Here is a 21,272-nt window from a genome sequence, read left to right as displayed (position 1 = left end):
TTTGTTAGAGTGCATTCATTTTTCGAGGAAACCCGCGCATGACAGCAGCTGCTGCCGACAAGAAGAAGTTGCCCCTGCATTGGAAGATGGGCATCGGCTTTGCGATCGGCCTGATCCTGGGACTGATCGTGCACGCCCTGGGCGGCAGCGTCGATGGCCTGCAGGCCGGTGCCAAGTGGGTCATGGACTACGTCACCACCCCGGCGTCGGGCCTGTTCCTGAACCTGATCTTCATGCTGATCGTGCCGCTGATCTTCTCGGCGCTGATCATGGGCGTGTCGGAGATGGGCGACATCCGCGCCCTGGGCCGCATCGGCTGGAAAACCCTGGCCTATACCGTGCTGCTGTCCGGCATTGCCGTGGGCATCGGCCTGGTGCTGGTCAACCTGCTCAAGCCGGGCGTCGGCGTGGATCCGCAGGTCGCCGCGATGATGCTGTCGGAGAACGCCGAGCGCAGCAAGGAAATCGTCGCTGGCATCCATGGCACGCCGAAGGGCATGGACATGCTGCTGTCGATCGTGCCGAGCAATGTGCTGCAGGCCGCGTCGGACAATGGCGCGATCCTGTCGCTGATGTTCTTCGCGCTGATGTTCGGCATCGGCATGGTGCTGACCGACAATGAGAAGGTCGCCCCGTTGCGCCGCGCCATCGAAGGCGTGTTCGAAATCTCGATGACCCTGATCAACCTGGTCATCCGCCTGGCCCCCTATGCAGTGGCCTGCTTCATGTTCAATCTGGCCGCGCTGTTCGGCTTCGAGCTGATCATCCGCCTGGGCGCGTACGTGGGCGTGGTGGTGCTGGCGCTCGGCCTGCACATGGTCGTGACCTACGGTACTGCCGTATGGCTGTCCGGCCGCTCGCCGCTGTCGTTCTTCCGCGATACCCAGGAAGCGACGGTGATGGCGTTCTCCACCGCCTCCAGCAACGCGACCCTGCCGACCGCACTGCGCGTGGCGGACCAGATGGGCCTGCCGCAGCGCGTGTCGCGCTTCGTGCTGACCGTGGGTGCCACCGCCAACCAGAACGGCACCGCCCTGTTCGAGGGCGTGACGGTGATCTTCCTGGCCCAGTTCTTCGGCGTGGACCTGAGCATTGGCCAGCAGGTCATGGTGATGGCGGTCTGCATCCTTGGCGGCATCGGCACGGCGGGCGTGCCTTCGGGCTCGCTGCCGGTGGTGGCGATGATCTGCGCGATGGTCGGTGTGAACCCGCTGGGCATTGGCCTGATCCTGGGCGTGAACCACTTCCTGGACATGTGCCGTACCGCCCTGAACGTGACCGGCGACCTGGCCCTGACCACGTTGGTGGCCAAGGGCGAGTCCCATGACGGACCGGCGCTGGGCGCGCCCCTCGATTGAACGCGCCCTGAATGCCATGGATACTATCCCGACGCATGGAAGGCGTCGGGATTGGCGCCGTGCGAAAGGGAGCAGAAATGAGGATTTCGTACGTGATGGTCGCCGCCCTGGGCCTGCTGGCTTTCGACGCCAGTGCCCAGAAGGCCTGTGAAACCAACTACACCAAGACCGGCAGCTTCTTCGCCGGGCGCACCTTCACCACCTGGGACGTGGTGCCCAACGTTACCCCGGCCGACGCTCTCAAGCGTATCCAGATCGAGGGCGTGAAGTCGGGCCTGAAGGTGGCCAGCGTGGACAAGGACCTGGGCATGCTGACCCTGGAACAGAACGTCCAGTTCAATGGTGGCCAGACCACCCTGCCGTGGAACGTGCTGGTTGAAGCCGAGGGCAAGGGTTCCAAGATCACCGTGACCAAGACCACCCCGGCCACCTACGCCACTGGCGAGGACTTCCAGAAGAAGTCGATGTGTGGCGTGATCGAGGCTGCCGCGCCCAAGTAAGGGGGTGGCGGGACCAGATCCCTTTCACTGGCAAGGGATCTGGTCCTACGCCTGAACCCGGCCCCGCGTCTGTGGGACAATAGGCCGCCCGCACGTCCGCGGCCGCCTCCCGATTCCGACAGAACCATGACGCAGCCTACCCGTCGCCAGTTGGCCAACGCCATCCGCTTCCTCGCCGCCGATGCGGTTGAAACCGCAAAGTCCGGCCACCCCGGCATGCCCATGGGCATGGCCGACATCGCCGAAGTCCTCTGGAACGACTACCTCCGCCATAACCCGAGCAACCCGCACTGGTTCAACCGCGACCGTTTCGTGCTGTCCAACGGCCACGGTTCGATGCTGCAGTACGCGCTGCTGCACCTGAGCGGTTACGACCTGCCGATCGAGCAGCTCAAGCTGTTCCGCCAGCTGGGCAGCCACACCGCCGGCCACCCGGAGCGCCACGAGACCCCGGGCGTGGAAACCACCACCGGCCCGCTGGGACAGGGTTTCGCCAATGCCGTGGGCTTCGCCCTGGCCGAGAAGCTGCTGGCACAGCGCTTCAACCGCCCGGAGCTGGAAGTGGTCGACCACCGCACCTGGGTGTTCATGGGTGATGGCTGCCTGATGGAAGGCGTGTCGCACGAAGCGGCCTCGCTGGCCGGCACCTGGGGCCTGCACAAGCTGGTCTGCTTCTGGGACAACAACCACATCTCCATCGACGGCAACGTCGAGGGCTGGTTCACCGACAACACCCCGGAACGTTTCGAGGCCTATGGCTGGAACGTGATCCGCGATGTTGACGGCCACGACCCGGAAAGCATCAAGGCCGGCATCGAGGCCGCGCTGTCGCAGAGCGACAAGCCGACCCTGATCTGCTGCCGCACCACCATCGGCTTCGGTTCGCCGAACAAGGCGGGCAAGGAATCCAGCCACGGTGCTCCGCTGGGCAAGGACGAGCTGGAAGCCACCCGCAAGCAGCTGGGCTGGGAATACGGCCCGTTCGAGATCCCGCAGGCGATCTACGACGGCTGGCGCGCCAATGGCGCCGGCACCCTGCGCCAGGCCGAGTGGGAACAGCTGTTCGACAAGTACGCCAGCCAGTATCCGGCGGAGGCGGCTGAGCTGACCCGCCGCTCGCACGGCGAGCTGCCAGCCGACTTCGTTGCCAAGGCCGATGCCTACATCGCCCAGGTGGCCGCCGAGGGCCCGACGATCGCCTCGCGCAAGGCCTCGCAGCTGGCCATCGAAGCCTATGCGCCGCTGCTGCCGGAAATCGTCGGTGGCTCGGCCGACCTGGCGCACTCCAACCTGACCCTGTGGAAGGGCAGCAGGTCGGTCGCCAGCGACGACGCCAACGCCAACTACGTGTACTACGGCGTGCGCGAGTTCGGCATGACCGCCATCGCCAATGGCCTGGCCCTGCACGGTGGCTTCATTCCGTTCGACGCCACCTTCCTGGTGTTCAGCGATTACGCCCGCAACGGCGTGCGCATGAGCGCGCTGATTCCGGCCCACGCCATCCACGTCTATACCCACGACTCGATCGGCCTGGGCGAAGACGGCCCGACCCACCAGCCGGTGGAGCACTTGGCCTCGCTGCGCTACATCCCGAACAACGACGTGTGGCGCCCGTGCGATGCGGTCGAGTCGGCCGTGAGCTGGAAGGCCGCGATCACCCGCCAGGACGGCCCGAGCTGCCTGGTGTTCAGCCGCCAGAACCTGCCGCACCAGCCGCGCAGCGCCGAGCAGATCAAGCAGATCGAGCGCGGCGGTTACGTGCTGGCCGATGCCGCCGGTACGCCGGACGTGATCCTGATCGCCACCGGTTCGGAAGTCTCGCTGGCTACCGAAGCCAAGGCCCAGCTGGATGCGGCCGGTATCAAGACCCGCGTGGTCTCGATGCCGTCCACCGACGTGTTCCTGCGCCAGGATGCGGCCTACCGTGAATCGGTGCTGCCGAACGCGGTGCGCAAGCGCGTGGCCGTGGAAGCTGGCGTCACCGGTTTCTGGCGCCAGTTCGTAGGCCTGGACGGTGCCGTGATCGGTATCGACACCTTCGGCGCTTCGGCCCCGGCCGACCAGCTGTACAAGCACTTCGGCATCACCACGGCGCACGTGGTGGAAGCTGCCAAGGCGCTGTAAGCAGCCTCTCGGCGCAACAAAGGAAAGGCCGGCGCAAGCCGGCCTTTCTCGTTGCCGGAAGAAAAAGGGGACGGAGGGAATTAAGTCGTTTGTGCACAAACGACTTAATTCCCTCCGTCCCCTTTTTCTCAGGCGGTACGCGCCAGCGCCAGCCGCAGCAGCCGCGCGTCCAGGCGCTCTGCGAAATCCTTCGGTGCCTGCAGGCCCATGCGCTGCAGGTACACGGCATCGCCGTCGCCGGCCGGTTGCCGCAGCGCTGCCCAGACGGTGCGCAGCTTGTCGCTGCGGGTCTGCGTGTTGGCCTTCAGCCACGCCAGCGCTTTGACCAGCACCTGCTCGATCTCGTTGAAATCGCTGCCCAGCGGGTAGTCCGGCAGGCTGCCATCGGCGCGGAATGGTGCCAGTGCCGCCGCCAGCGCCTGGGGCGTGTTGCGCTGCAGGCGCTGCGGGTCGGGCTGGGACGCCGCCAGCAGCTTGCGCGAGGCCTGTGCCTGCTGCAGCAGATCGCCCTGGAAGGGCGCTTCGGTAATTGCGGTCATCGCATGCACGCAGTCCTCGTCGGTCAGCCCGCGCAGATCGGCGATGCCGTACTCGTTGAGGTAGATGTCACGCAGGTGGCGAGGGATGGTGGTGTGGCCGTAGTTCCAGCGCACGTTCGATTTCCGGCGGCCCTTGTCATCGCGTGCGGCACGGAACATCAGCACGCTGCGCGCTTCCGGCAGCGCATGTGCCATCGCCACGAAGTTGTACTGGCCGCCCACGCCGGACACCACGCGTCCATCGTCCAGCGCATCCGATACGGCCGCGCCGAGCGCGGTAGCCATCATGCAGGAATTGAAGAAACGCGCATGGCGGCGCTGCAGGCGCTCCAGTGCCTCGTTACCGCCATACAGCTGGTTGATCTCGCTGATGCGGCGCATGCCGATCGCACGGCATTCGTCTTCCGGCAGCGTGCGCAGCCACTCGTAGAACTCCGGCGAGCCCAGGTAGAACGCGCCATGCAGGTACTCGCCTTCCGCGGCGAGGGTGGCGTGGTCGATCGACAACGTGCTGCCATTCTCGATGCGCTGCATCAGCGCCAGGTCGTCGTGCACCTTGCGCCTGATCACCCCGGTCTGCACCAGGCGGCGGAAGCCTTCATTGAGCATCTCGCTGCAGCCGTACAGGCCCACCTCGAATGGATCCACGCCGCCGATCTCCTGCACCAGCGGGTGGCTGACCAGCTGCGGATCCAGCGCGTGCAGCACGCGGCGGTAGCGCGCGTTGTCGGTGTGGCGCAGCACCAGCGCATGGCTGAGGGCATCGGCCAGCGTGCCGATGCCGATCTGCAGGGTGCCGCCATCGCGTACCAGGGTGCTGGCATACAGGCCGATGGCGTAGTCGGCGTCGCCGACCGGCTGCCGCGGCAGCCCGAACAGCGCCGGGTACGGCGGAGGCGGAGTGATCACGAGATCGAAGAACGACACATCGACCGTCGCCGAGCCGCCCAGATAGGGCAGCTGCGGATCGATCTCGGCAATCAGCAACGGGCGTGGCAGGCCACGCGCGGTCATCGCATCGAGCGTGTCCTGGGTGATGTCGTTGTTGCACGACAGCGAAAGCCGACGGTCATTCGGCCGCATCGCCACCTTCTGCACGATCACCTGCGGCGCGCGCTGCGCGACCGCGTCGGCGGCATGGGTGTAGTTCAGGCTGGTATAGCTGGATTGCGCCTGCCGCGACCCGAGTAGGGCGCCGGACTGCATGTAGAACTCTTCCACCTGCACGTGCGCTGGCAACGCGTCGCGCGCGATCGCATCGGCATAGGCCAGGCGCGGGAAGTCGTCGCCGAAATGGCGTTGCGCGAACGGTGCCAGGAAGCGCGCCTCCAGGCCGTTGCCCCGCGCCTTCGGCGGGTTCAACGACAGCGCGGTATACAGCTGCAGCGGCCGCGAAGGATCATGTTCGACGCGTGCGTAGAGGGCATTGAGCAGCCGATGCGGCTTGCCCAGTGCCAGCGGTGCCCCGATCCGCAGCGGCCCGTCCACGCGCGCAAACAGCCAGTCGACGGCGGCGTCCAGGTCGGTGAGGTGTTCGGTCATGCGCGGCGGTCCTGCGTGTGGGGGAGTGCGGGCATTACAGCATGTCGGGCTTGAACCGCCGTCGACGCGAGACTTCTGCGCCGGACACCATGAACTGCCCATCGCCGCGGTAATGCACCGTGCGCGGCAGTTTCGGCCGGGGCGCAACATGGGCGCGCACGATCTCCCAGATGAACAGATTGCTCGACGCCACCTGGCTGTCGTCGTACAACCGGCATTCGAAGTTCGAGTGGCACTGCCCGACCAGCGGCGCGCCGACCTCGCGCGCGGGCAGCGCATCGAGCCCGAAACGGGCGAACTTGTCGACCTCGCGGCCGCTGCAGTTGCCGATGTCCACCACGGTATCGAGCAGTTCCACGCCGGGTACGTTGATCACGCACTCGCCACTGCCGACGGCCAGTGCATGGCTGTGGTTTTCATTCCACAGGTAGGTGGCGACCAGTGACGGCGAGAAGCCCATCACCATGTGCCAGCCCATCGTCATCAGGTTGTGCTGGCCGCGCCAGGCGGTGCTGACCAGCACGATCGGGCCGGGTTCGAGGAAGCGGCGGGCCTGCTCGACCGGGAACTCCTTCTTGGGAAGCGCTTTCATCCGAGGCCTCGGCCGGGAGGGCTCGATGCTGGCGCAAAGCCGATGAATCCGGAGTCGAGGGGCTTGACAGCCGGTTCGATTACGCGCGTAATCGAGCTGTCGATTACGGATGTAAATCATGACCCCGATCAGCGAAGCCGAAGCCGTTGTGATGGAGGTGCTGTGGCATCAGGCACCGCGTAGTGCCGATGACGTGGTGGCCGCGCTGGCCCACCGCGACTGGGCCGAGCCGACCATCAAGACCCTGCTCAACCGCCTGCTGACCAAGGGCGCGATCGCCGCCGAGCGCGATGGCCGGCGCTATCTGTATCGCCCGCTGTTGCAGCGCCAGGTGTGGGTGGAGGCGCAGAGCCAGGACTTCATCGGCCGTGTCTTCGAAGGGCGCGTGGCGCCGCTGGTCGCGCACTTCAGCGAACGCGGCCAGTTGAGCGCACAGGACATCGCCGAACTGAAGAAGCTGATCCAGGAGCTGGACCATGACTGAGCTGCTCGGTGGACTGTGGCAGGCCAGCGTGTGGCTGGCCATGGGGGTGATCCTGCTGGCCGTGCTGCGACCGCTGCTGGTGTGGATGGGGGGCGCTGGACTGGCTTATCGCAGCTGGTGGTTGTTGCCGATGCTGCTGGTGACCTTGCTGCTGCCGTTGCCGCAGGCTGCGCTGTTGCAGCACGTGCCGACAGTGCTGCTGAAAGTCGAGCCAGGGGCCGTGGACGAACTGGCAGGGCCGTCGCTGCCATGGGCACCGCTGTTGCTGCTGGCATGGGCGCTGGGCATGGGCATCTGCCTGCTGCGCGACCTGCGCGCACAGCGTCGTTTCGAACGGCGCATGGGCCCGCTGAAGCCGCGCGCCGATGGCAGCTGGCAGGCCAGTGGTGACCCAGGCCTGCCAGCACTGGTTGGCCTGTGGCGGCCGCGAATCGTGGTTGGCCCGGACTTCGATCAACAGTTCAGCGCACAGGAACAGGGGCTGATCCTGCAGCACGAGCGCAGCCACCGCCGCAATGGCGATCACTGGGCCAATGGTGCGTTGCTGCTTATGCGTGCGGTGTTCTGGTTCCACCCGCTGGTGCTCTGGGCTGCACGCTGCTTCCTGCGCGACCAGGAACTAGCCTGCGATGCCCGCACCATCGCCCCGCAGCCTGCGCTGCGCGGGCTTTACGCCAGCACGCTGCTGAAGGCGCAGCTGGTCCACCCGGTTGCGCCAGCGGTCTGCCATTGGCGCAGCCAACCCGTGTTGAAGGAGCGTATCGCCATGTTGAAGCAGTCCAAGCGGAAGGCATTGCCGTGGGTATCGGGGCAGGTGCTGGTCGTCGGGTTGTGCCTGGGAATGGGCGCAGTAGCGTGGGCCAGCCAGGGCGATGCGATGGCTGGCCGCCCGGCAGCGGCGGTCATGGATCGGGAGATCCAGGTCGTCAAGATGCCACCGCCTTCCTATCCGAAATCCGCGGTCGAGGAGCGCCAGGTGGGCGTGGTGAACCTGCGCGTGGAAGTGGATGCCAGCGGCCAACCCACCGATGTCAGGGTGCTCAGTGCCACCAATCCGGGCGTGTTCGACGCGGTGTCGATCACCGCAGCGCGCAGCTGGACCTATCGGCCGGCGATGAAGAACGGCAAGCCGGTGGCAGGCGCAGTGAAGATTCCGATCACCTTTGCGATGGACAACATCGAGGACGCCCAGTGAAGTCCGCGCCGCTGCTCGTGGTGGCGGCGCTGATGATGGGGTGTGCGAGCCAGGAACGGCTGGCCACCGTGCACACCCGCAGCGAGAATGTCGGCCACCAGCGACTGCAGCCGCAGGCGGGCGGTGGCAGTGGGCAGTTGCAGGCGTATTCGCTGGGTGCGACCGAGGGCTACCGGATGCCGCAGTTGTACGCGGCACCGGACCCGGAGGTCGGCGATCGTGACCCGCGTGCGGAACTGGCGCCGACCACGATCTGCCTGCAGGTGGTGGTTGATGCCAACGGCGTCGTCGAGCGCAGCCTGCCATTGACCGATCGCCCGGAGTGCGCGGCAGGTGCTGCGGGCGAGAATGCGCCCCTGCTGCAGGCTGCGCAGGAGGCCGTGGCGATGTGGAAGTACTCGTCCGCAGCGGTCTGCCACTTCGCGGCTGGCAAGGTGCCTGCCGACCGCGGTGACTGCCGGGGCGCCGAACGGGTCGAGCCGGTGGCGGTCACCCTGCAGTACGCCTTCACCTTCGAGATCGTGAAGGGCCAGCATGTGGTGCGCACGCAGGGAAAATGAACGCTCGCGGTCCGTGATGGAAACCGATGGCGCCGGGCTCTGCCCGGCGTACGTCAGGCCCCTCCCTGGATGTTGGCCTTCACCGCCGGTTGCATCAGCTTCGGTTCTTCCAGCGTGGCATCGCGGGCCTGGCGCACGCTGACGAACTCTGCCTCGGCCACGCCGTCATGCACGTGGATGTTGTGCGCGCGCTGTTCGCCGATGGTGGTTTCGTTGGCGAAATCACGCCCGCCCGGGCCGTAGTCGTGGCAGACGAAAACCCGGGTGGTATCGGGCAGCGCCAGCAGGCGCTGGATCGAGCGATACAGCTGCGCGGCATCGCCACCCGGGAAATCGCAGCGTGCGGTGCCGCCGTCGGGCATGAACAGCGAATCGCCGGTGAACAGCGCATCGCCGATCAGGTAGGCGATGCTGTCGCTGGTGTGGCCGGGCACGGCGATCACCTGTCCTTGCAGCTCGCCAATGGCAAAGGTTTCGCCGTCGCTGAACAGGTGATCGAAGATCTCATCGGCGGCCGGAAGCTGCAGGCCATAGCGCGGCGCGAACGTGGCCTGCACCGCGCGGATGCCTTCACCGATGGCCAGCGTGGCGTGCGGGAAGCGCTGCTTGAGCCGGCGCCCGGCCGACACATGGTCCGCATGGGCATGGGTTTCCAGCAGCCAGCGCAGCTGAAGGTCCTGCTGTTCGATGGCCTGCAATGCCCCGCGCAGCGGTGATTCGCTGCTGGCGTCGGTGTCCGGGTCGTAGTCCAGGACCGGGTCGATCAGCGCCGCCTCACTGCTGGCCGGATCGCTGACCAGGTAGCTGAAGGTATTGCTGTCACGGTGGAAGAACGACTGCACCTGGACCGGCATCGGAATTCTCCTCAGCGCGTGCCTAGCACGCGATTCAGCAACTGCGCCAGGTTTTCACCGGCCAGTCGCAGCTGCGCTTCGGCCAGCGGCCGGTAGCGCTCGGTGTATTCGTCACCGATTTTATGCGACGCCGGATAAACGCCAGCTTGCATGGAGATGCGGCAGCTGGCCTCGGCCCAGGCCTGCGGGTCACGCTGCGGGTTGGACTGGCGCGCCAGCTTCGGCGCGCGCTGGCCCTGCAGCACGGGCAGATAGCCGGTGTCGTCGAGCTTGCGGGTGTTGAGCATGCCGCTGTCCCACAGCGAGTGCAGGTTGGTGCCGCGGTTGCCGAACTGCAGCTGGAAATCGTTGCCGCCCTTGTCATGGGCGTAACCGGCATGCATCGGCTGGTGGATGTCGCCGACCAGGTGCACGACGAACTTCAGTGCCTGCAGGCGCTCGCCATCGGTCAGGCTGCGGTCGCCCAGGATGGCGCTCTGTGCTTTCAGGGCCTCGACGATGCAGTTGCCGTTTTTGCAGTGCTTCGGTGCTTCGTAGTGGCAGTCGTCTTCGGCGATGTTGACGTAGTGCCAGCCGGCCGAACGACGGCCCAGGCTGGGGTCCTTGGCGCGCAGCTGGTCGGCCCACGGCGCGATGCTGGCCAGGGTGGCGTCCGCTTCGGTGGCCAGCAGGCGGTCCACTTCGGCGCGGGCGGTGGGGTTGAGGCGGGCGTCGGCGACTTCGGCGACAAGGCGGTGGCCTTGTGCGCCCCAGGCATGGGCGGGGGCGGAGACGGACAGCAGGGCCGGCGCCAGGGCGGCGGCGAGGAACAGGGAGTGCAGGGCTTTCATGCACACATTCTAGCGGGGTAGGTGGATTGAAGAGCGGCGCGTTCCTGTTCCGAAGTGGGAGCGCAGCGGGAGGGGCGGCGGGACACGCCGTGAATCCGTACCTGGAGGCTCGATGGCGCCATCCATGGCACCAACGGTCCCGCCGCCCCTCCCGCTGCGCTCCCCTCCAAACATGGCCGCGGAGGCAGATGGAAACGTCAAAGGCAGGATCAAAAACAAATGCGGGATCAGAATCGGCCTCCTGCAGTTGCAGGCAACCATTACGCTTCGAATGACCGGGCGTTGCTGCTGCTTTTGCTTGAGCTGGTACGCGCGCGCAGATGGGAAGGGTGGAGAGGGTGAGGTGAGCGGGACCGTTCGCCGCATGGATGCGGCGATCGAGCCTACAGGGACGTATTTACGGCGTGTCCCGATCACCTCACCCTCTCCGCCCAATTCCAGAAGCCGGTGCTTCTCGCACAAACAAAAAAGCCCCGGCAATCACCGGGGCAACATGCTGCGAGGGTTTCTGCGTGCAGCGGGGGAGCGGGGGCGAAGCACCCGCAATCAACACACCGCTTAGAACTTGAAGACGTACGAAGCGCCGTAGACCAGCGGATCGATATTGACCGTGCCGATCTTCTCGCCGTTCAACTTCACCTTGCTGTCGATGTCGATCCAGCGCATGTCCACGCGCAGGGCGCCCTTCTCGCCGATCGCGAAGTCGATGCCCGCATGCGCGGCCAGGCCCCACGAATCCTGCAGCTTCAACTTGCTGCCGGCCAATGCACCGGTGGTGTCTTCGCTGAAGAAGGTGGTGTAGTTCACGCCCGCGCCAACGAACGGCGACACCTTGCCCTTGCTGTTGAAGTGGTACTGCAGGGTCACCACCGGCGGCAGCTGCTTGGTGCTGCCGACACGGCCCAGGCCGTTGATGTTGATGTCGTGCTTGAACGGCAGTGCGGCCAGCACTTCGATGCCCAGGTTGTCGGCGATGAAGTACTCGCCGGTGATGGTCGGCTTGACGTCGTTGTCGACGTCGACCTTCAGGGTGCCGCCGGCCAGCCAGCCGTTGTTCGACTTCGGCGCCACCTGGTGCACGCCAGCCGAAACGGTCCAGTCGCCCTTGGACTGGGCCATGGCCGGGGCGGCGGCGAGGGACAGGGCGGCGGCCAGGCTGGCCACGATCAGGGGGGAGGTCTTGCGCATGGGGGTGTTCTCGTTGCTGGGTGGATGGCGACAGTCTCGGCCTCACGCCGCGCTAACGCTTTGATCCGGATCAAATCCTGTCCGCCGACCTGCTGGCGGCCCGGCCTGGCCCACGGTGGCCAGCCCCGGCCTGCTAGACTTGTGGGCCCTATCCATCCCGCCGCACCCGTCGCGGCTGCAGGAGCTTGAGAAATGGCAATCAAGGTTGGTATCAACGGTTTCGGTCGCATCGGGCGTAACGTCCTGCGCTCGGCGGTGCTGAACTTCGGCGACGACATCGAAATCGTGGCCATCAACGATCTGCTGGAGCCGGATTACCTGGCCTACATGCTCAAGTACGACTCCGTGCACGGCCGCTTCAAGGCCGATGTGGCGGTGCAGGGCAACGACCTGCTGGTCAACGGCAAGAAGATCCGCCTGACCCAGGAACGCGACCCGGCCAACCTGAAGTGGGACGAAGTCGGCGCCGACGTGGTGCTGGAAGCCACCGGCCTGTTCCTGACAAAGGAGACCGCGCAGAAGCACATCGATGCCGGCGCCAGGAAGGTCATCATGTCGGCCCCGTCGAAGGACGACACGCCGATGTTCGTGTTCGGCGTGAACGACAAGACCTACGCTGGCCAGGCAATCATCTCCAACGCCTCGTGCACCACCAACTGCCTGGCCCCGCTGGCCAAGGTCATCAATGACAAGTGGGGCATCAAGCGCGGCCTGATGACCACCGTGCATGCGGCCACCGCCACCCAGAAGACCGTCGATGGCCCGTCCAACAAGGACTGGCGCGGTGGCCGTGGCATCCTGGAAAACATCATTCCCTCGTCCACCGGTGCGGCCAAGGCCGTCGGCGTGGTCATCCCGGAACTGAACAAGAAGCTGACCGGCATGAGCTTCCGCGTCCCGACCTCGGACGTGTCGGTGGTCGACCTGACCGTCGAGCTGGAGAAGGAAGCCACCTACGCCGAGATCTGCGCTGAGGTGAAGGCACAGAGCGAAGGCGCGCTGAAGGGCATCCTGGGCTACACCGAAGACAAGGTGGTGGCCACCGATTTCCGCGGCGAGACCTGCACCTCGGTGTTCGACGCCGACGCCGGTATCGCCCTGGACGGCACCTTCGTCAAGCTGGTGACCTGGTACGACAACGAGTGGGGCTACTCCAACAAGTGCCTGGAAATGGCCAAGGTCATCGCCGCCAAGTAAGGCCGGTGTAGATCGAAGACGGACCCCGGCCTGGCCGGGGTTCGTCGTTTATGGGGCCCCCCTGTCGTAGCATGGGGCGGTCGACCGCCGCCGCTGGGGCGCGGGATCGCATTGGAAGCACGCAATGGAAGCACTGATAGCCCTGGTCGTACTGGTTCTTCTGGCCATCCCGCTGTTGCTGGTGGTCGCGCTGGTGATGATTGCCGGCCTGCGCCGCCGCGTCGCTGCGCTGGAAAGCGCGATGGCCGCCGCGCCGACCGCCGTCAGGCCGGCCGCTACCGCCCCCGCGCCTGAACGGCCTGTGGCCGCACCTGCCAGCGACGATCCACCGTTCCTGCGGCCGGCCGCCGCTGCTGTGCCTCCGTCCCCGCAGCCACCGGTGCGCGAAGCAACGCCCACCGGGGTGCCTGTCCCCCGTCCTGCTGCGCCACCGCCCGTGCCGCCGGTGCCGGTGCAGCCGCCGTTGCCTTCCGAACCGGCACTGCCCAATGTCATCGAGCGTGGCATCGGTGCGGTCAAGCGCTGGTTCACCGAAGGCAACGTGCCGGTCAAGATCGGCATGCTGGTGCTGCTGGCCGGTGTCGCTGCGCTGCTGAAGTACGTCAGCGACCAGGGCTGGCTGGTGCTGCCGATCGAACTGCGCCTTGCCGGCGTCACCGTGGCTGCGCTGGGCCTGCTGGCCTTCGGCTGGCACCAGCGCGAGCGCCGGCAGCTGTTTGCGCTGGCGCTGCAGGGCGGTGCCATCGGCGTACTGCTGCTGACCATCTTCGCGGCGTTCAAGCGCTTCGACCTGATTCCGCCGGCCTTTGCCTTTGCCAGTTCGATCGCACTGGTGGCCGGGCTGTGCGTGCTGGCGGTGGTGCAGAACTCGCGCACGCTGGCCGTGCTGGGCATCCTGGCCGGCTTCATGGCACCGCTGTGGTTGTCCACCGGCAGTGGCAACCACGTGGGGCTGTTCAGCTATTACGCGGTGCTCAACGCGGGCATCTTTGCCATTGCGTGGTTCCGGCCATGGCGCGCACTGAACCTGCTGGGTTTCGCCTTCACCTTCGGCATTGGCACCTTCTGGGGCGTGCTGCAGTACGCGCCGGACAAGTTCAGCAGCACCGAGCCGTTCCTGGCGCTGTTCTTCGTGTTCTACCTGCTGATACCGCTGCTGTACGCGCGTCGCCAGCCGGCCGGCTGCCGTGACCTGATCGATGGCAGCCTGGTGTTCGGCACGCCGCTGGTCGCGTTCTCGCTGCAGGCAGGCATGCTGCACGCGCAACCGATGACGCTGGCACTGTGCGCGCTGGGCCTGGCGGCGATCTACGCGGTATTGGCCCGGGCGCTGATCGCACGTGCGTCGTACACCGTGCTGGCGCAGTCGCATGCGGTGCTCGCGGTGGGGTTTGCCACGCTGGCGGTGCCGCTGGCATTGTCGGCGCGCGCCACCGGCGCCGTGTTTGCACTGGAAGGTGCTGGCCTGGCGTGGTTGGGGCTGCGCCAGAAGCGCTGGCTGCCGCAGGTCTCCGGCGCGTTGCTGCAGATCGGCGCCGCATTCGCCTTCGTTGCCGGTGGCGATCACTGGCACGAAGACCTGCGCTTCCTGATCAACCCGACCGCCATTGGCGCGCTGCTGCTGGCCCTGGCCGGCTTCGCGTCGGCGTGGAGCTACCAGCGCAGGCCGCGTCATGAGGTCGCACTGGTGTATTACCTGTGGGGCGTGCTGTGGTGGCTGGGCGGCCTGGTCCATGAGATCACCCGCTTCTTCCCGTACCGCACCGAAGTGGACGCGTTGCTGGTGCTGGCCGCAGTCACTGCCTGGCTGGCGGCCGAAGCGCAGCGTCGCCAGCCGGCGCGTGCGCTGGGCGTTACTGCGCTGGCCATGCTCGCGCTGGGCTTCCCGCTGGCCCTGATGCAGAGCGATGCACACCACCAGCCGTTCGCCGGCCATGGCGCGCTGGCCTGGGCGGTGTTCGCGGTGCTGGGCGTGCGGACCCTGCTGTGCCTGCGCCAGGGCGGCGATACCGTGGCCCGCATCGCGCAGTTCCTGTGGTGGCTGCTGTGGCCGTCGCTGCTTTCGCTGCTGGCCTTGTGGGGTGGTGGCGAGGCCGGCCTGGCGCAGGGTTGGACGACCCTGCTGGTGACCTTGCCGTGGCTGCTGATGGCGGCGCTGTCGCTGTGGCGCTGGAACGCATTGCGCTGGCCGCTGGGCGCGGCCTTCGACAGCGTGCGCGTCCCGCTGCAGTGCGTGCTGTTCGGCCTGCTGGCGATCGGTTGGCTGTTCGGACAGCTGCTGCCGGGCGACGCCGCGCCGCTGCTGTGGCTGCCGGTGCTGAATCCGGCGGAGATCGGCCAGTGGCTGAGCTTGTTGCTGCTGGCGCGCTGGCTGTACGGCAGTGAGGCACCGCAGGCATTGCTGAACATCCGCATGCCGCTGCTGGCACTGGCGGCCTTCCTCGCGTTGACCAGCCTGGTGCTGCATGGCGTACACCAATGGGGTGGACTGGCGTGGAATGCGTCGATGATGCGCTTCAGCCTGGCGCAGACCAGCCTGACCGTGTTGTGGAGCGTGCTGGGTGTGATTGCCTGGGTGTGGGGTTCGCGTCGCAGCCAGCGTGTGTTGTGGATGGTCGGTGCCGTGCTGATGGGCGTGGTGCTGGCCAAGCTGGTTATTGTCGATCGCCAGCACCTGGGCAACCTGCTGGGCATCGCATCGTTCATCGCCTACGGCCTGCTGTGCACGGTCGTGGGTTATCTGGCACCGGCACCGCCAAGCGCGGCGCCGACCGTGGAGGAAACGCAATGAGGAAGTGGAGCAGGGCGCTGCTGTCGGCGATGTTCGGCATGCTGGCCGCCGTCGTGGTACAGGCGGCTGATTACCGCACGCAGTATGCCGAGCAATGGCCGCTTACATTGTCCAGTGCGCAGTCCGGTGCCTACCGTATCGTGCTGGAGCCGGCGATCTACCGCCGTGCCGTAACCGCCGATCTCAGCGATCTGCAGGTGTTCAACGCGGCCAGCCAGTTGTTGCCGTCGGCACTGCTGGCGCCGGACCAGCCGCTGGCGCAGTCGCCGGTGCAGCGTGAACTGCCGTGGTTCGTGCTGCCGCCGCTGGCCGATGCACAGCGCAACGACCTGCAGCTGCTGACCGAGCGCGATACCGATGGGCGCGTGCGCCGGGTCGAAGCGCGGGTGGGTGGCGGGGCAGCGGCGAGCGGGCAGGGCGGCTGGCTGATCGACGCCAGCATGCTCGACCAGCAGCCGCTGGCGGCACTGGTGCTGGACTGGACCGACAGCGGCCAGCCGCTGCAGGCGCAGGTGCAGCTGGATGCCAGTGACGACCTACAGCACTGGCGATCGATTGGTCGCGACGTGCCGCTGGTGGATCTGCAGCGCGCCGGCAAGCGCCTGCTGCAGCGCCGCCTGCAGGTGGACGGCGCTGCACGCTACCTGCGCATCCTGGCGCAGGGCGACTCGCGCCTGCCGACCCTGCGCGGCGTACTGGCGGAACTGCCGCCAGCACCGGCCACGCTGCCCTGGGAATGGCTGTCGCTGGAGCCGACGTCGTCGGGCAAGGGCGAGTACACCTTCGAGATGGATGGCCGGTTCCCGGTGGCGCGTGCCGATGTCGCCAGCACCGATAACAGCCTCGTGCAATGGACGCTGTTCAGCCGCGATGACGAGAGTGCGGAATGGCAACGTCGCAGCGCGCCGTGGATCGCCTATCAGGTGCAGCAGGGCACGCAGGGCCAGCGCCAGCAGTCGGCGGCACAGCCGCTGGGCGGGGCGCACCGCGACCGCTACTGGAAACTGGTGGCGAATCCGGCGGAAACCGCCACCGCGCCGACGCTGCGCCTGGGCTACCAGCCGGAAGTGCTGGTGTTCCTGAGCCAGGGTGCGGCGCCCTACGCACTGGCGGTGGGCAGCGCGACCGCGCGCCGCACGGACGCGCCGATCGGGGTGCTGATCGAGGAACTTCGGCAGCGCAACGATCCTTCGTGGCAGCCAACACTGGCGCGCCTGGAAGGCAGTCCGGAGCCGCTGGCCGGCGATGCGGCGCTGAAGCCGCAGCGCGATTGGAAATCGTGGTTGCTGTGGGCGTTGCTGGGCCTGGGCGTACTGGTGGTGGGTGGCCTGGCGCTCAGCCTGCTTCGGCAGAAACCTGCGCCTTCGGAATAGGTTCCAGCGAACGGCGCAGCCCCTCGTGGGTGGGCGGTTGGTCGCGTAAAGCAAAAGCAGCGCTTGACCGGGCGGGGCGGGTTCGCGGGGGACGCCGCAAGTACGTCCTTGTAGGCTTGGCAGCCGCATCCATGCGGCTGACACCCCCGCGAACCCACCCCGCCCGGCCTCTGACAATTTCCGTGTGCGTCCACCCACGGAAAGAAAAAAAGAAGAGCAAAAGCTGCTTGGCAGGGCGCTCTTTGTAGAGCCGAGCCCATGCTCGGCTGCTGTTCGCGATAGACCCAGCCGAGCACGGGCTCGGCTCTACATTTTTCTCCGACACCAGAAACCGCTTTTGCCTTTGCCATCTGCATCACCTCAGGTGCCTGTCGAGGCCGGGGCGGTGTGGGCTGGCAGGGGTGTCAGCCGCATGGATGCGGCTGCCAAGCCTCCAGGGATGGATTCACGGCGTCCCCTGCCAGCCCACACCACCCCGGCCCACTCACAGCACCACGAAGCGCCAGCGCTTTGGCCGTTGCTGTTGCTGTTGCATTTGCCCTTCGCCTCTGCCTGCCGCAGGCATCGGCCCTCCCACCAGCCGCACCCGATACAATGGCCGTCTGCCGCAGACCGGCATCCCGTCCCCGAGCCAAAGAGTTGCCCATGTCCATTGTCCGCATGACCGACCTCGACCTCTCCGGCAAGCGCGTGCTGATCCGCCAGGATCTGAACGTGCCGATCGAGAATGGCCGCATCACCTCCGAACAGCGCATCACCGCTTCGCTGCCGACGCTCAAGCGCGCGCTGGAGCAGGGCGCGGCGGTGATGGTCACCTCGCACCTCGGGCGCCCGAAGGAAGGCGTGTGGAGCGAGGCCGATTCGCTGGCACCGGTCGCCCAGCGCCTGTCCGAGCTGCTGGGCCGCGAAGTTCCGCTGGTGCGCGACTGGGTCGACGGCGTCGACGTGCAGCCGGGCCAGCTGGTGCTGCTGGAAAACTGCCGCATGAACGTCGGCGAGGGCAAGGACGACGAGGCCCTGTCGAAGAAGTACGCCGCCCTGTGCGACGTGTTCGTGATGGATGCCTTCGGTACCGCGCACCGTGCGCAGGCCTCCACCCATGGTGTCATCCGCTTCGCACCGGTCGCGGCCGGTGGCCCGCTGCTGATGGCCGAGCTGGACGCGCTGGCGCAGGCACTGGATGCACCGGCCAAGCCGCTGCTGGCCATCGTCGCCGGCAGCAAGGTCAGCACCAAGCTGGAGTTGCTGGCCAATCTGGTTGGCAAGGTCGACCAGCTGATCGTCGGTGGCGGCATCGCCAACACCTTCATCGCCGCAGCTGGCTACAACGTCGGCAAGTCCCTGTACGAGCCGGACCTGCTGGACACCGCGAAGAAGATCGTGGCCGATGCCAAGGCGCGCGGCGCCGACATTCCGCTGCCGGTGGACGTGGTCACCGCCAAGCAGTTCCTGCCCGACGCTGCCGCGGAAGTGAAGGCGGTCGATGCCGTTGCCGAAGACGACCTGATCCTGGACATCGGCCCGCAGACCGCCGCGCAGTACGCGCAGCTGATCGAGAACGCCGGCACCGTGGTCTGGAACGGCCCGGTCGGCGTGTTCGAGTTCGAAGCCTTCAGCAAGGGCACCGAAGCGCTGGCCCGCGCGATCGCCAGCTCGAAGGCGTTCTCCATCGCCGGCGGTGGCGACACCCTGGCGGCGGTCGACAAGTTCGATATCGCCAAGGACGTCAGCTACATCTCCACCGGTGGCGGCGCGTTCCTGGAGTTCCTGGAAGGCAAGACCCTGCCGGCAGTGGCGGCACTCGACGCGCGCGGCGCATGAGTGCCGAGCGCGGCAAGGATGTGCTGTTCTTCGATCTCGACGGCACGCTGATCGATTCGCAGGTGGGCATCACCGCCTGCATCGCCTATGCGCTGCAGAAGATGGACCATCCGGTGCCGCCGCGGGAAACCCTGCTGGGCTGGATCGGTCCGTCGCTGCGCACCACCTTCGCGCCGTTGTTCGTCGAACCGGCGCGGGTGGAACAGGCCGTGGGCTACTACCGGGAGCGCTTCGACGTCGAAGGCTGGCGCGAGCACACGGTGTACCCGCAGGTGGAAGGCACGCTGCGCACGCTGCATGGCCGTGGACACCGGCTGGCGGTGGTCACCGCCAAGAACGAGCCGCACGCGCGCCGCATCCTCGCCCACCTGCCGTTCGGTGGGCTGTTCGAGGAGATCGTCGGTTCAACCCTGGATGGCTCGCGCAGCCACAAGCCGGAACTGGTCGGCGAGGCACTGCGCCGGCTGCAGGTGCAGCCGGCACAGTGCTGGATGATCGGCGACCGGCGCATGGACATCGAAGGCGCGCGCCACCATGGCCTGCGCAGTGTCGGCGTGCTCTGGGGCTTTGGCGGAGAGGCGGAATTGACGGAAGCCGGTGCCAGTCAGCTGGCACGTGAGCCGGCGCAGCTGGAAACGCTGCTGGCCTAGCTTCCTGTAGAGCCGAGCCCATGCTCGGCCCCACAGAACCGCCCCCCTGCGCCAGCGTATGTCCGGACGATGTCCGCTCCATGACCCGCGAAGTCAGGCGGCACAAGGCTGTAACCGTATACATGCGGCGTGAAGGATGTGCTAATTTCCGTTCTTTACCGGGAGAGGCCCATCCACCATGTTCGAGCGTCAGCGTCGCACCAAGATCCTTGCCACCCTCGGTCCGGCCACTGACCCGCCGGGCGTGCTGGAGGATCTGTTCCGCGCCGGCGTCAACGTGGTGCGCCTGAACTTCAGCCATGGCGATCCGTCCGGCCAGGCCAAGCGCGCCGCCGAAGTGCGTGCCGCTGCGGCCCGCGTGGGCGTGGAAGTGGGCATCCTGGCCGACCTGCCGGGCCCGAAGATCCGCATCGAGCGCTTCGCCGAAGGCAAGGTGCAGCTGAAGGCGGGCGACCGCTTCGACCTGATCGCCAGCGAGAACGCCGGCCCGGGCACTGCCAGCGAGGTGGGCGTGAGCTACCTTGGCCTGCCGCAGGACGTCGGCCCGGGTGATGTGCTGCTGCTCGACGACGGCCTGATGCAGTTGCAGGTGGTGGAAGTGCAGGGCGACCGTATCGTCAACACCGTGCTCAACGATGGTGTGTTGTCCGACCGCAAGGGCCTGAACAAGCAGGGCGGCGGCCTCTCGCTGGGTGCGCTGACCGAGCGCGACAAGGAGCTGATCGGCATCGTTGCCAAGATCGGCGTGGACTTCATCGCCGTGTCGTTCTGCCGCAATGCGCAGGACATGAACGATGCGCGCGACATCGCCCGTTCGCACGGCTGTGATGCCGCGCTGGTGTCGAAGATCGAGCGCACCGAGGCAATCGAGAACCTGGAAGAAATCGTCGAGGCCAGCGACGTGGTGATGGTCGCCCGTGGCGACCTGGGCGTGGAAATCGGCGATGCCGAGCTGCCGGGCCTGCAGAAGAAGATCATCAAGGCCTCGCTGGCGCAGAACAAGGTGGTGATCACCGCCACGCAGATGCTGCAGTCGATGGTGGAAAGCCCGATCCCGACCCGCGCCGAAGTACTGGACGTGGCCAACTCGGTCATCGACGGCACCGACGCAGTGATGCTGTCGGCGGAAACTGCCGCTGGCGCCTACCCGGTCAAGGCCGTGGAAGCGATGGCACGCATCTGCCTGGGGGCCGAGCGCCAGTTCCAGACCGAGACCGACTTCAACGCATCGCCGCGCAACCTGGAACGTGCCGACCAGGCGATTGCCATGGCCACCATGTTCCTGTCGCAGCACGTGGGCGTGCGTGCGATCGTGGCGATGACCGAATCCGGTGGCACCGCACGTTACCTGTCGCGTTTCCGCGCCAAGGCGCCGGTGTTCGCGGTGACCCGCCATGACGGCGCGCGCCGCCAGATGGCGCTGATGCGCGATGTGTTCCCGATCAACTTCGACAGCCGCGGCCTGACCCCGCGCGAAGCCGCGCGCGGCAGCATCCGCCTGCTGGTGGAATCGGAACTGCTGCAGGCCGGTGATCGCGTCGTGTTCACCAGTGGCGAGCACATGGAAACCCACGGTGCCACCAATACCCTGCGCCTGCTGGAAGTGGGTGAGGACGGCCGCGCCATCGGCCTGGGCGACCTGTAAGTAGTGCTGCCCTGGGGCCGGCGCCGCGT

17 protein-coding genes are annotated in these 21,272 nt (G+C 66.8%); 12 read left to right on the top strand and 5 right to left on the bottom strand.

Annotated elements, in window-relative coordinates; all coding sequences use genetic code 11:
* Positions 1-38: 38 nt before the first annotated feature.
* From ACSDHM_RS14735 to tkt, 3 genes are all read left to right on the top strand, one after another.
* Entirely contained in the window at positions 39-1,358 is a 1,320-nt protein-coding gene (locus tag ACSDHM_RS14735; RefSeq protein ID WP_252745408.1) for a dicarboxylate/amino acid:cation symporter, read from the top strand.
* A 77-nt stretch (positions 1,359-1,435) separates the two neighbouring features.
* Positions 1,436-1,858 (top strand): hypothetical protein, encoded by a 423-nt coding sequence (locus tag ACSDHM_RS14730; RefSeq protein WP_227837915.1) that lies wholly within the window; start codon positions 1,436-1,438, stop codon positions 1,856-1,858.
* Between the two features lie 126 nt (positions 1,859-1,984).
* Positions 1,985-3,982: a transketolase gene (tkt, locus tag ACSDHM_RS14725; protein ID WP_065179078.1), complete on the top strand. Its 1,998-nt coding sequence runs from the start codon at positions 1,985-1,987 to the stop codon at positions 3,980-3,982.
* Between the two features lie 128 nt (positions 3,983-4,110).
* Here tkt and ACSDHM_RS14720 read toward each other — a convergent pair whose 3' ends face one another.
* Positions 4,111-6,063 (bottom strand): acetyl-CoA hydrolase/transferase C-terminal domain-containing protein, encoded by a 1,953-nt coding sequence (locus ACSDHM_RS14720; protein ID WP_088497532.1) that lies wholly within the window; start codon positions 6,061-6,063, stop codon positions 4,111-4,113.
* A gap of 34 nt (positions 6,064-6,097) precedes the next feature.
* Positions 6,098-6,655, bottom strand: a complete 558-nt coding sequence (locus ACSDHM_RS14715) for a flavin reductase family protein (protein ID WP_005418896.1) — start codon at positions 6,653-6,655, stop codon at positions 6,098-6,100.
* Between the two features lie 118 nt (positions 6,656-6,773).
* Here ACSDHM_RS14715 and ACSDHM_RS14710 point away from each other — a divergent pair, with 118 nt between their 5' ends.
* From ACSDHM_RS14710 to ACSDHM_RS14700, 3 genes are read left to right on the top strand one after another with little or no spacing between them, the layout of a single operon-like run.
* A complete protein-coding gene (locus ACSDHM_RS14710; RefSeq protein WP_005418895.1) occupies positions 6,774-7,139 on the top strand; it encodes a BlaI/MecI/CopY family transcriptional regulator in 366 nt (121 codons plus the stop codon).
* Positions 7,132-8,334: a M56 family metallopeptidase gene (locus ACSDHM_RS14705; RefSeq protein ID WP_439426353.1), complete on the top strand. Its 1,203-nt coding sequence runs from the start codon at positions 7,132-7,134 to the stop codon at positions 8,332-8,334. Before ACSDHM_RS14710 ends, ACSDHM_RS14705 begins: the two co-directional genes overlap by 8 nt.
* Complete coding sequence (locus ACSDHM_RS14700) at positions 8,331-8,894, top strand: hypothetical protein (protein ID WP_069139291.1); 564 nt, start codon at positions 8,331-8,333, stop codon at positions 8,892-8,894. The genes ACSDHM_RS14705 and ACSDHM_RS14700 overlap by 4 nt, the downstream gene beginning before the upstream one ends.
* 53 nt (positions 8,895-8,947) lie before the next feature.
* On the opposite strand, the gene ACSDHM_RS14695 is transcribed toward ACSDHM_RS14700, so the two are convergent.
* The 3 genes from ACSDHM_RS14695 to ACSDHM_RS14685 all read right to left on the bottom strand — a co-directional run bounded on the left by ACSDHM_RS14695 (position 8,948) and on the right by ACSDHM_RS14685 (position 11,766).
* On the bottom strand, positions 8,948-9,748 hold the full coding sequence (locus ACSDHM_RS14695) for an MBL fold metallo-hydrolase (RefSeq protein WP_065179072.1): 801 nt from the start codon (positions 9,746-9,748) through the stop codon (positions 8,948-8,950).
* An 11-nt stretch (positions 9,749-9,759) separates the two neighbouring features.
* Positions 9,760-10,578 (bottom strand): S1/P1 nuclease, encoded by an 819-nt coding sequence (locus ACSDHM_RS14690; protein WP_072168477.1) that lies wholly within the window; start codon positions 10,576-10,578, stop codon positions 9,760-9,762.
* Between the two features lie 558 nt (positions 10,579-11,136).
* Positions 11,137-11,766 carry an OmpW/AlkL family protein gene (locus ACSDHM_RS14685; protein ID WP_049410595.1) on the bottom strand — a complete coding sequence of 210 codons (630 nt, stop codon included), beginning with the start codon at positions 11,764-11,766 and terminating at the stop codon, positions 11,137-11,139.
* A 192-nt stretch (positions 11,767-11,958) separates the two neighbouring features.
* Between ACSDHM_RS14685 and gap the strand changes: the two genes are divergently transcribed.
* The 6 genes from gap (at position 11,959) to pyk (ending at position 21,243) form a co-directional block, all read left to right on the top strand.
* Positions 11,959-12,963, top strand: coding sequence for a type I glyceraldehyde-3-phosphate dehydrogenase (gene gap / locus ACSDHM_RS14680; protein ID WP_005418885.1), 1,005 nt, complete (start codon positions 11,959-11,961; stop codon positions 12,961-12,963).
* A 124-nt stretch (positions 12,964-13,087) separates the two neighbouring features.
* Positions 13,088-15,754 carry a DUF2339 domain-containing protein gene (locus ACSDHM_RS14675; RefSeq protein ID WP_439426352.1) on the top strand — a complete coding sequence of 889 codons (2,667 nt, stop codon included), beginning with the start codon at positions 13,088-13,090 and terminating at the stop codon, positions 15,752-15,754.
* Positions 15,751-17,127 (top strand): DUF3999 domain-containing protein, encoded by a 1,377-nt coding sequence (locus tag ACSDHM_RS14670; protein WP_072168479.1) that lies wholly within the window; start codon positions 15,751-15,753, stop codon positions 17,125-17,127. Before ACSDHM_RS14675 ends, ACSDHM_RS14670 begins: the two co-directional genes overlap by 4 nt.
* Positions 17,128-17,772: 645 nt before the next feature.
* On the top strand, positions 17,773-18,948 hold the full coding sequence (locus ACSDHM_RS14665) for a phosphoglycerate kinase (RefSeq protein ID WP_088496278.1): 1,176 nt from the start codon (positions 17,773-17,775) through the stop codon (positions 18,946-18,948).
* Positions 18,945-19,598 (top strand): HAD hydrolase-like protein, encoded by a 654-nt coding sequence (locus ACSDHM_RS14660; protein WP_088496279.1) that lies wholly within the window; start codon positions 18,945-18,947, stop codon positions 19,596-19,598. The genes ACSDHM_RS14665 and ACSDHM_RS14660 overlap by 4 nt, the downstream gene beginning before the upstream one ends.
* 178 nt (positions 19,599-19,776) lie before the next feature.
* Positions 19,777-21,243: a pyruvate kinase gene (gene pyk / locus ACSDHM_RS14655; RefSeq protein ID WP_005418863.1), complete on the top strand. Its 1,467-nt coding sequence runs from the start codon at positions 19,777-19,779 to the stop codon at positions 21,241-21,243.
* The last annotated feature ends 29 nt before the right edge of the window (positions 21,244-21,272 follow it).

The sequence above is a fragment of the Stenotrophomonas sp. T8 genome, from assembly GCF_051853085.1.
GTDB classification, from domain to species: Bacteria; Pseudomonadota; Gammaproteobacteria; order Xanthomonadales; family Xanthomonadaceae; genus Stenotrophomonas; species Stenotrophomonas sepilia.
Note: the sequence above shows the minus strand (reverse complement) of the source record. Positions and strands in the feature narration are given on the sequence as shown.

Excerpts from the sequence above, each read along its gene's own strand:
- ACSDHM_RS14735 (WP_252745408.1), top strand. The coding sequence starts at position 39 with ATGACAGCAGCTGCTGCCGACAAGAAGAAGTTGCCCCTGCATTGGAAG.
- ACSDHM_RS14730 (WP_227837915.1), top strand. The coding sequence starts at position 1,436 with ATGAGGATTTCGTACGTGATGGTCGCCGCCCTGGGCCTGCTGGCTTTC.
- tkt (WP_065179078.1), top strand. The coding sequence starts at position 1,985 with ATGACGCAGCCTACCCGTCGCCAGTTGGCCAACGCCATCCGCTTCCTC.
- ACSDHM_RS14720 (WP_088497532.1), bottom strand. The coding sequence starts at position 6,063 with ATGACCGAACACCTCACCGACCTGGACGCCGCCGTCGACTGGCTGTTT.
- ACSDHM_RS14715 (WP_005418896.1), bottom strand. The coding sequence starts at position 6,655 with ATGAAAGCGCTTCCCAAGAAGGAGTTCCCGGTCGAGCAGGCCCGCCGC.
- ACSDHM_RS14710 (WP_005418895.1), top strand. The coding sequence starts at position 6,774 with ATGACCCCGATCAGCGAAGCCGAAGCCGTTGTGATGGAGGTGCTGTGG.
- ACSDHM_RS14705 (WP_439426353.1), top strand. The coding sequence starts at position 7,132 with ATGACTGAGCTGCTCGGTGGACTGTGGCAGGCCAGCGTGTGGCTGGCC.
- ACSDHM_RS14695 (WP_065179072.1), bottom strand. The coding sequence starts at position 9,748 with ATGCCGGTCCAGGTGCAGTCGTTCTTCCACCGTGACAGCAATACCTTC.
- ACSDHM_RS14690 (WP_072168477.1), bottom strand. The coding sequence starts at position 10,578 with ATGAAAGCCCTGCACTCCCTGTTCCTCGCCGCCGCCCTGGCGCCGGCC.
- ACSDHM_RS14685 (WP_049410595.1), bottom strand. The coding sequence starts at position 11,766 with ATGCGCAAGACCTCCCCCCTGATCGTGGCCAGCCTGGCCGCCGCCCTG.
- gap (WP_005418885.1), top strand. The coding sequence starts at position 11,959 with ATGGCAATCAAGGTTGGTATCAACGGTTTCGGTCGCATCGGGCGTAAC.
- ACSDHM_RS14675 (WP_439426352.1), top strand. The coding sequence starts at position 13,088 with ATGGAAGCACTGATAGCCCTGGTCGTACTGGTTCTTCTGGCCATCCCG.
- ACSDHM_RS14670 (WP_072168479.1), top strand. The coding sequence starts at position 15,751 with ATGAGGAAGTGGAGCAGGGCGCTGCTGTCGGCGATGTTCGGCATGCTG.
- ACSDHM_RS14665 (WP_088496278.1), top strand. The coding sequence starts at position 17,773 with ATGTCCATTGTCCGCATGACCGACCTCGACCTCTCCGGCAAGCGCGTG.
- ACSDHM_RS14660 (WP_088496279.1), top strand. The coding sequence starts at position 18,945 with ATGAGTGCCGAGCGCGGCAAGGATGTGCTGTTCTTCGATCTCGACGGC.
- pyk (WP_005418863.1), top strand. The coding sequence starts at position 19,777 with ATGTTCGAGCGTCAGCGTCGCACCAAGATCCTTGCCACCCTCGGTCCG.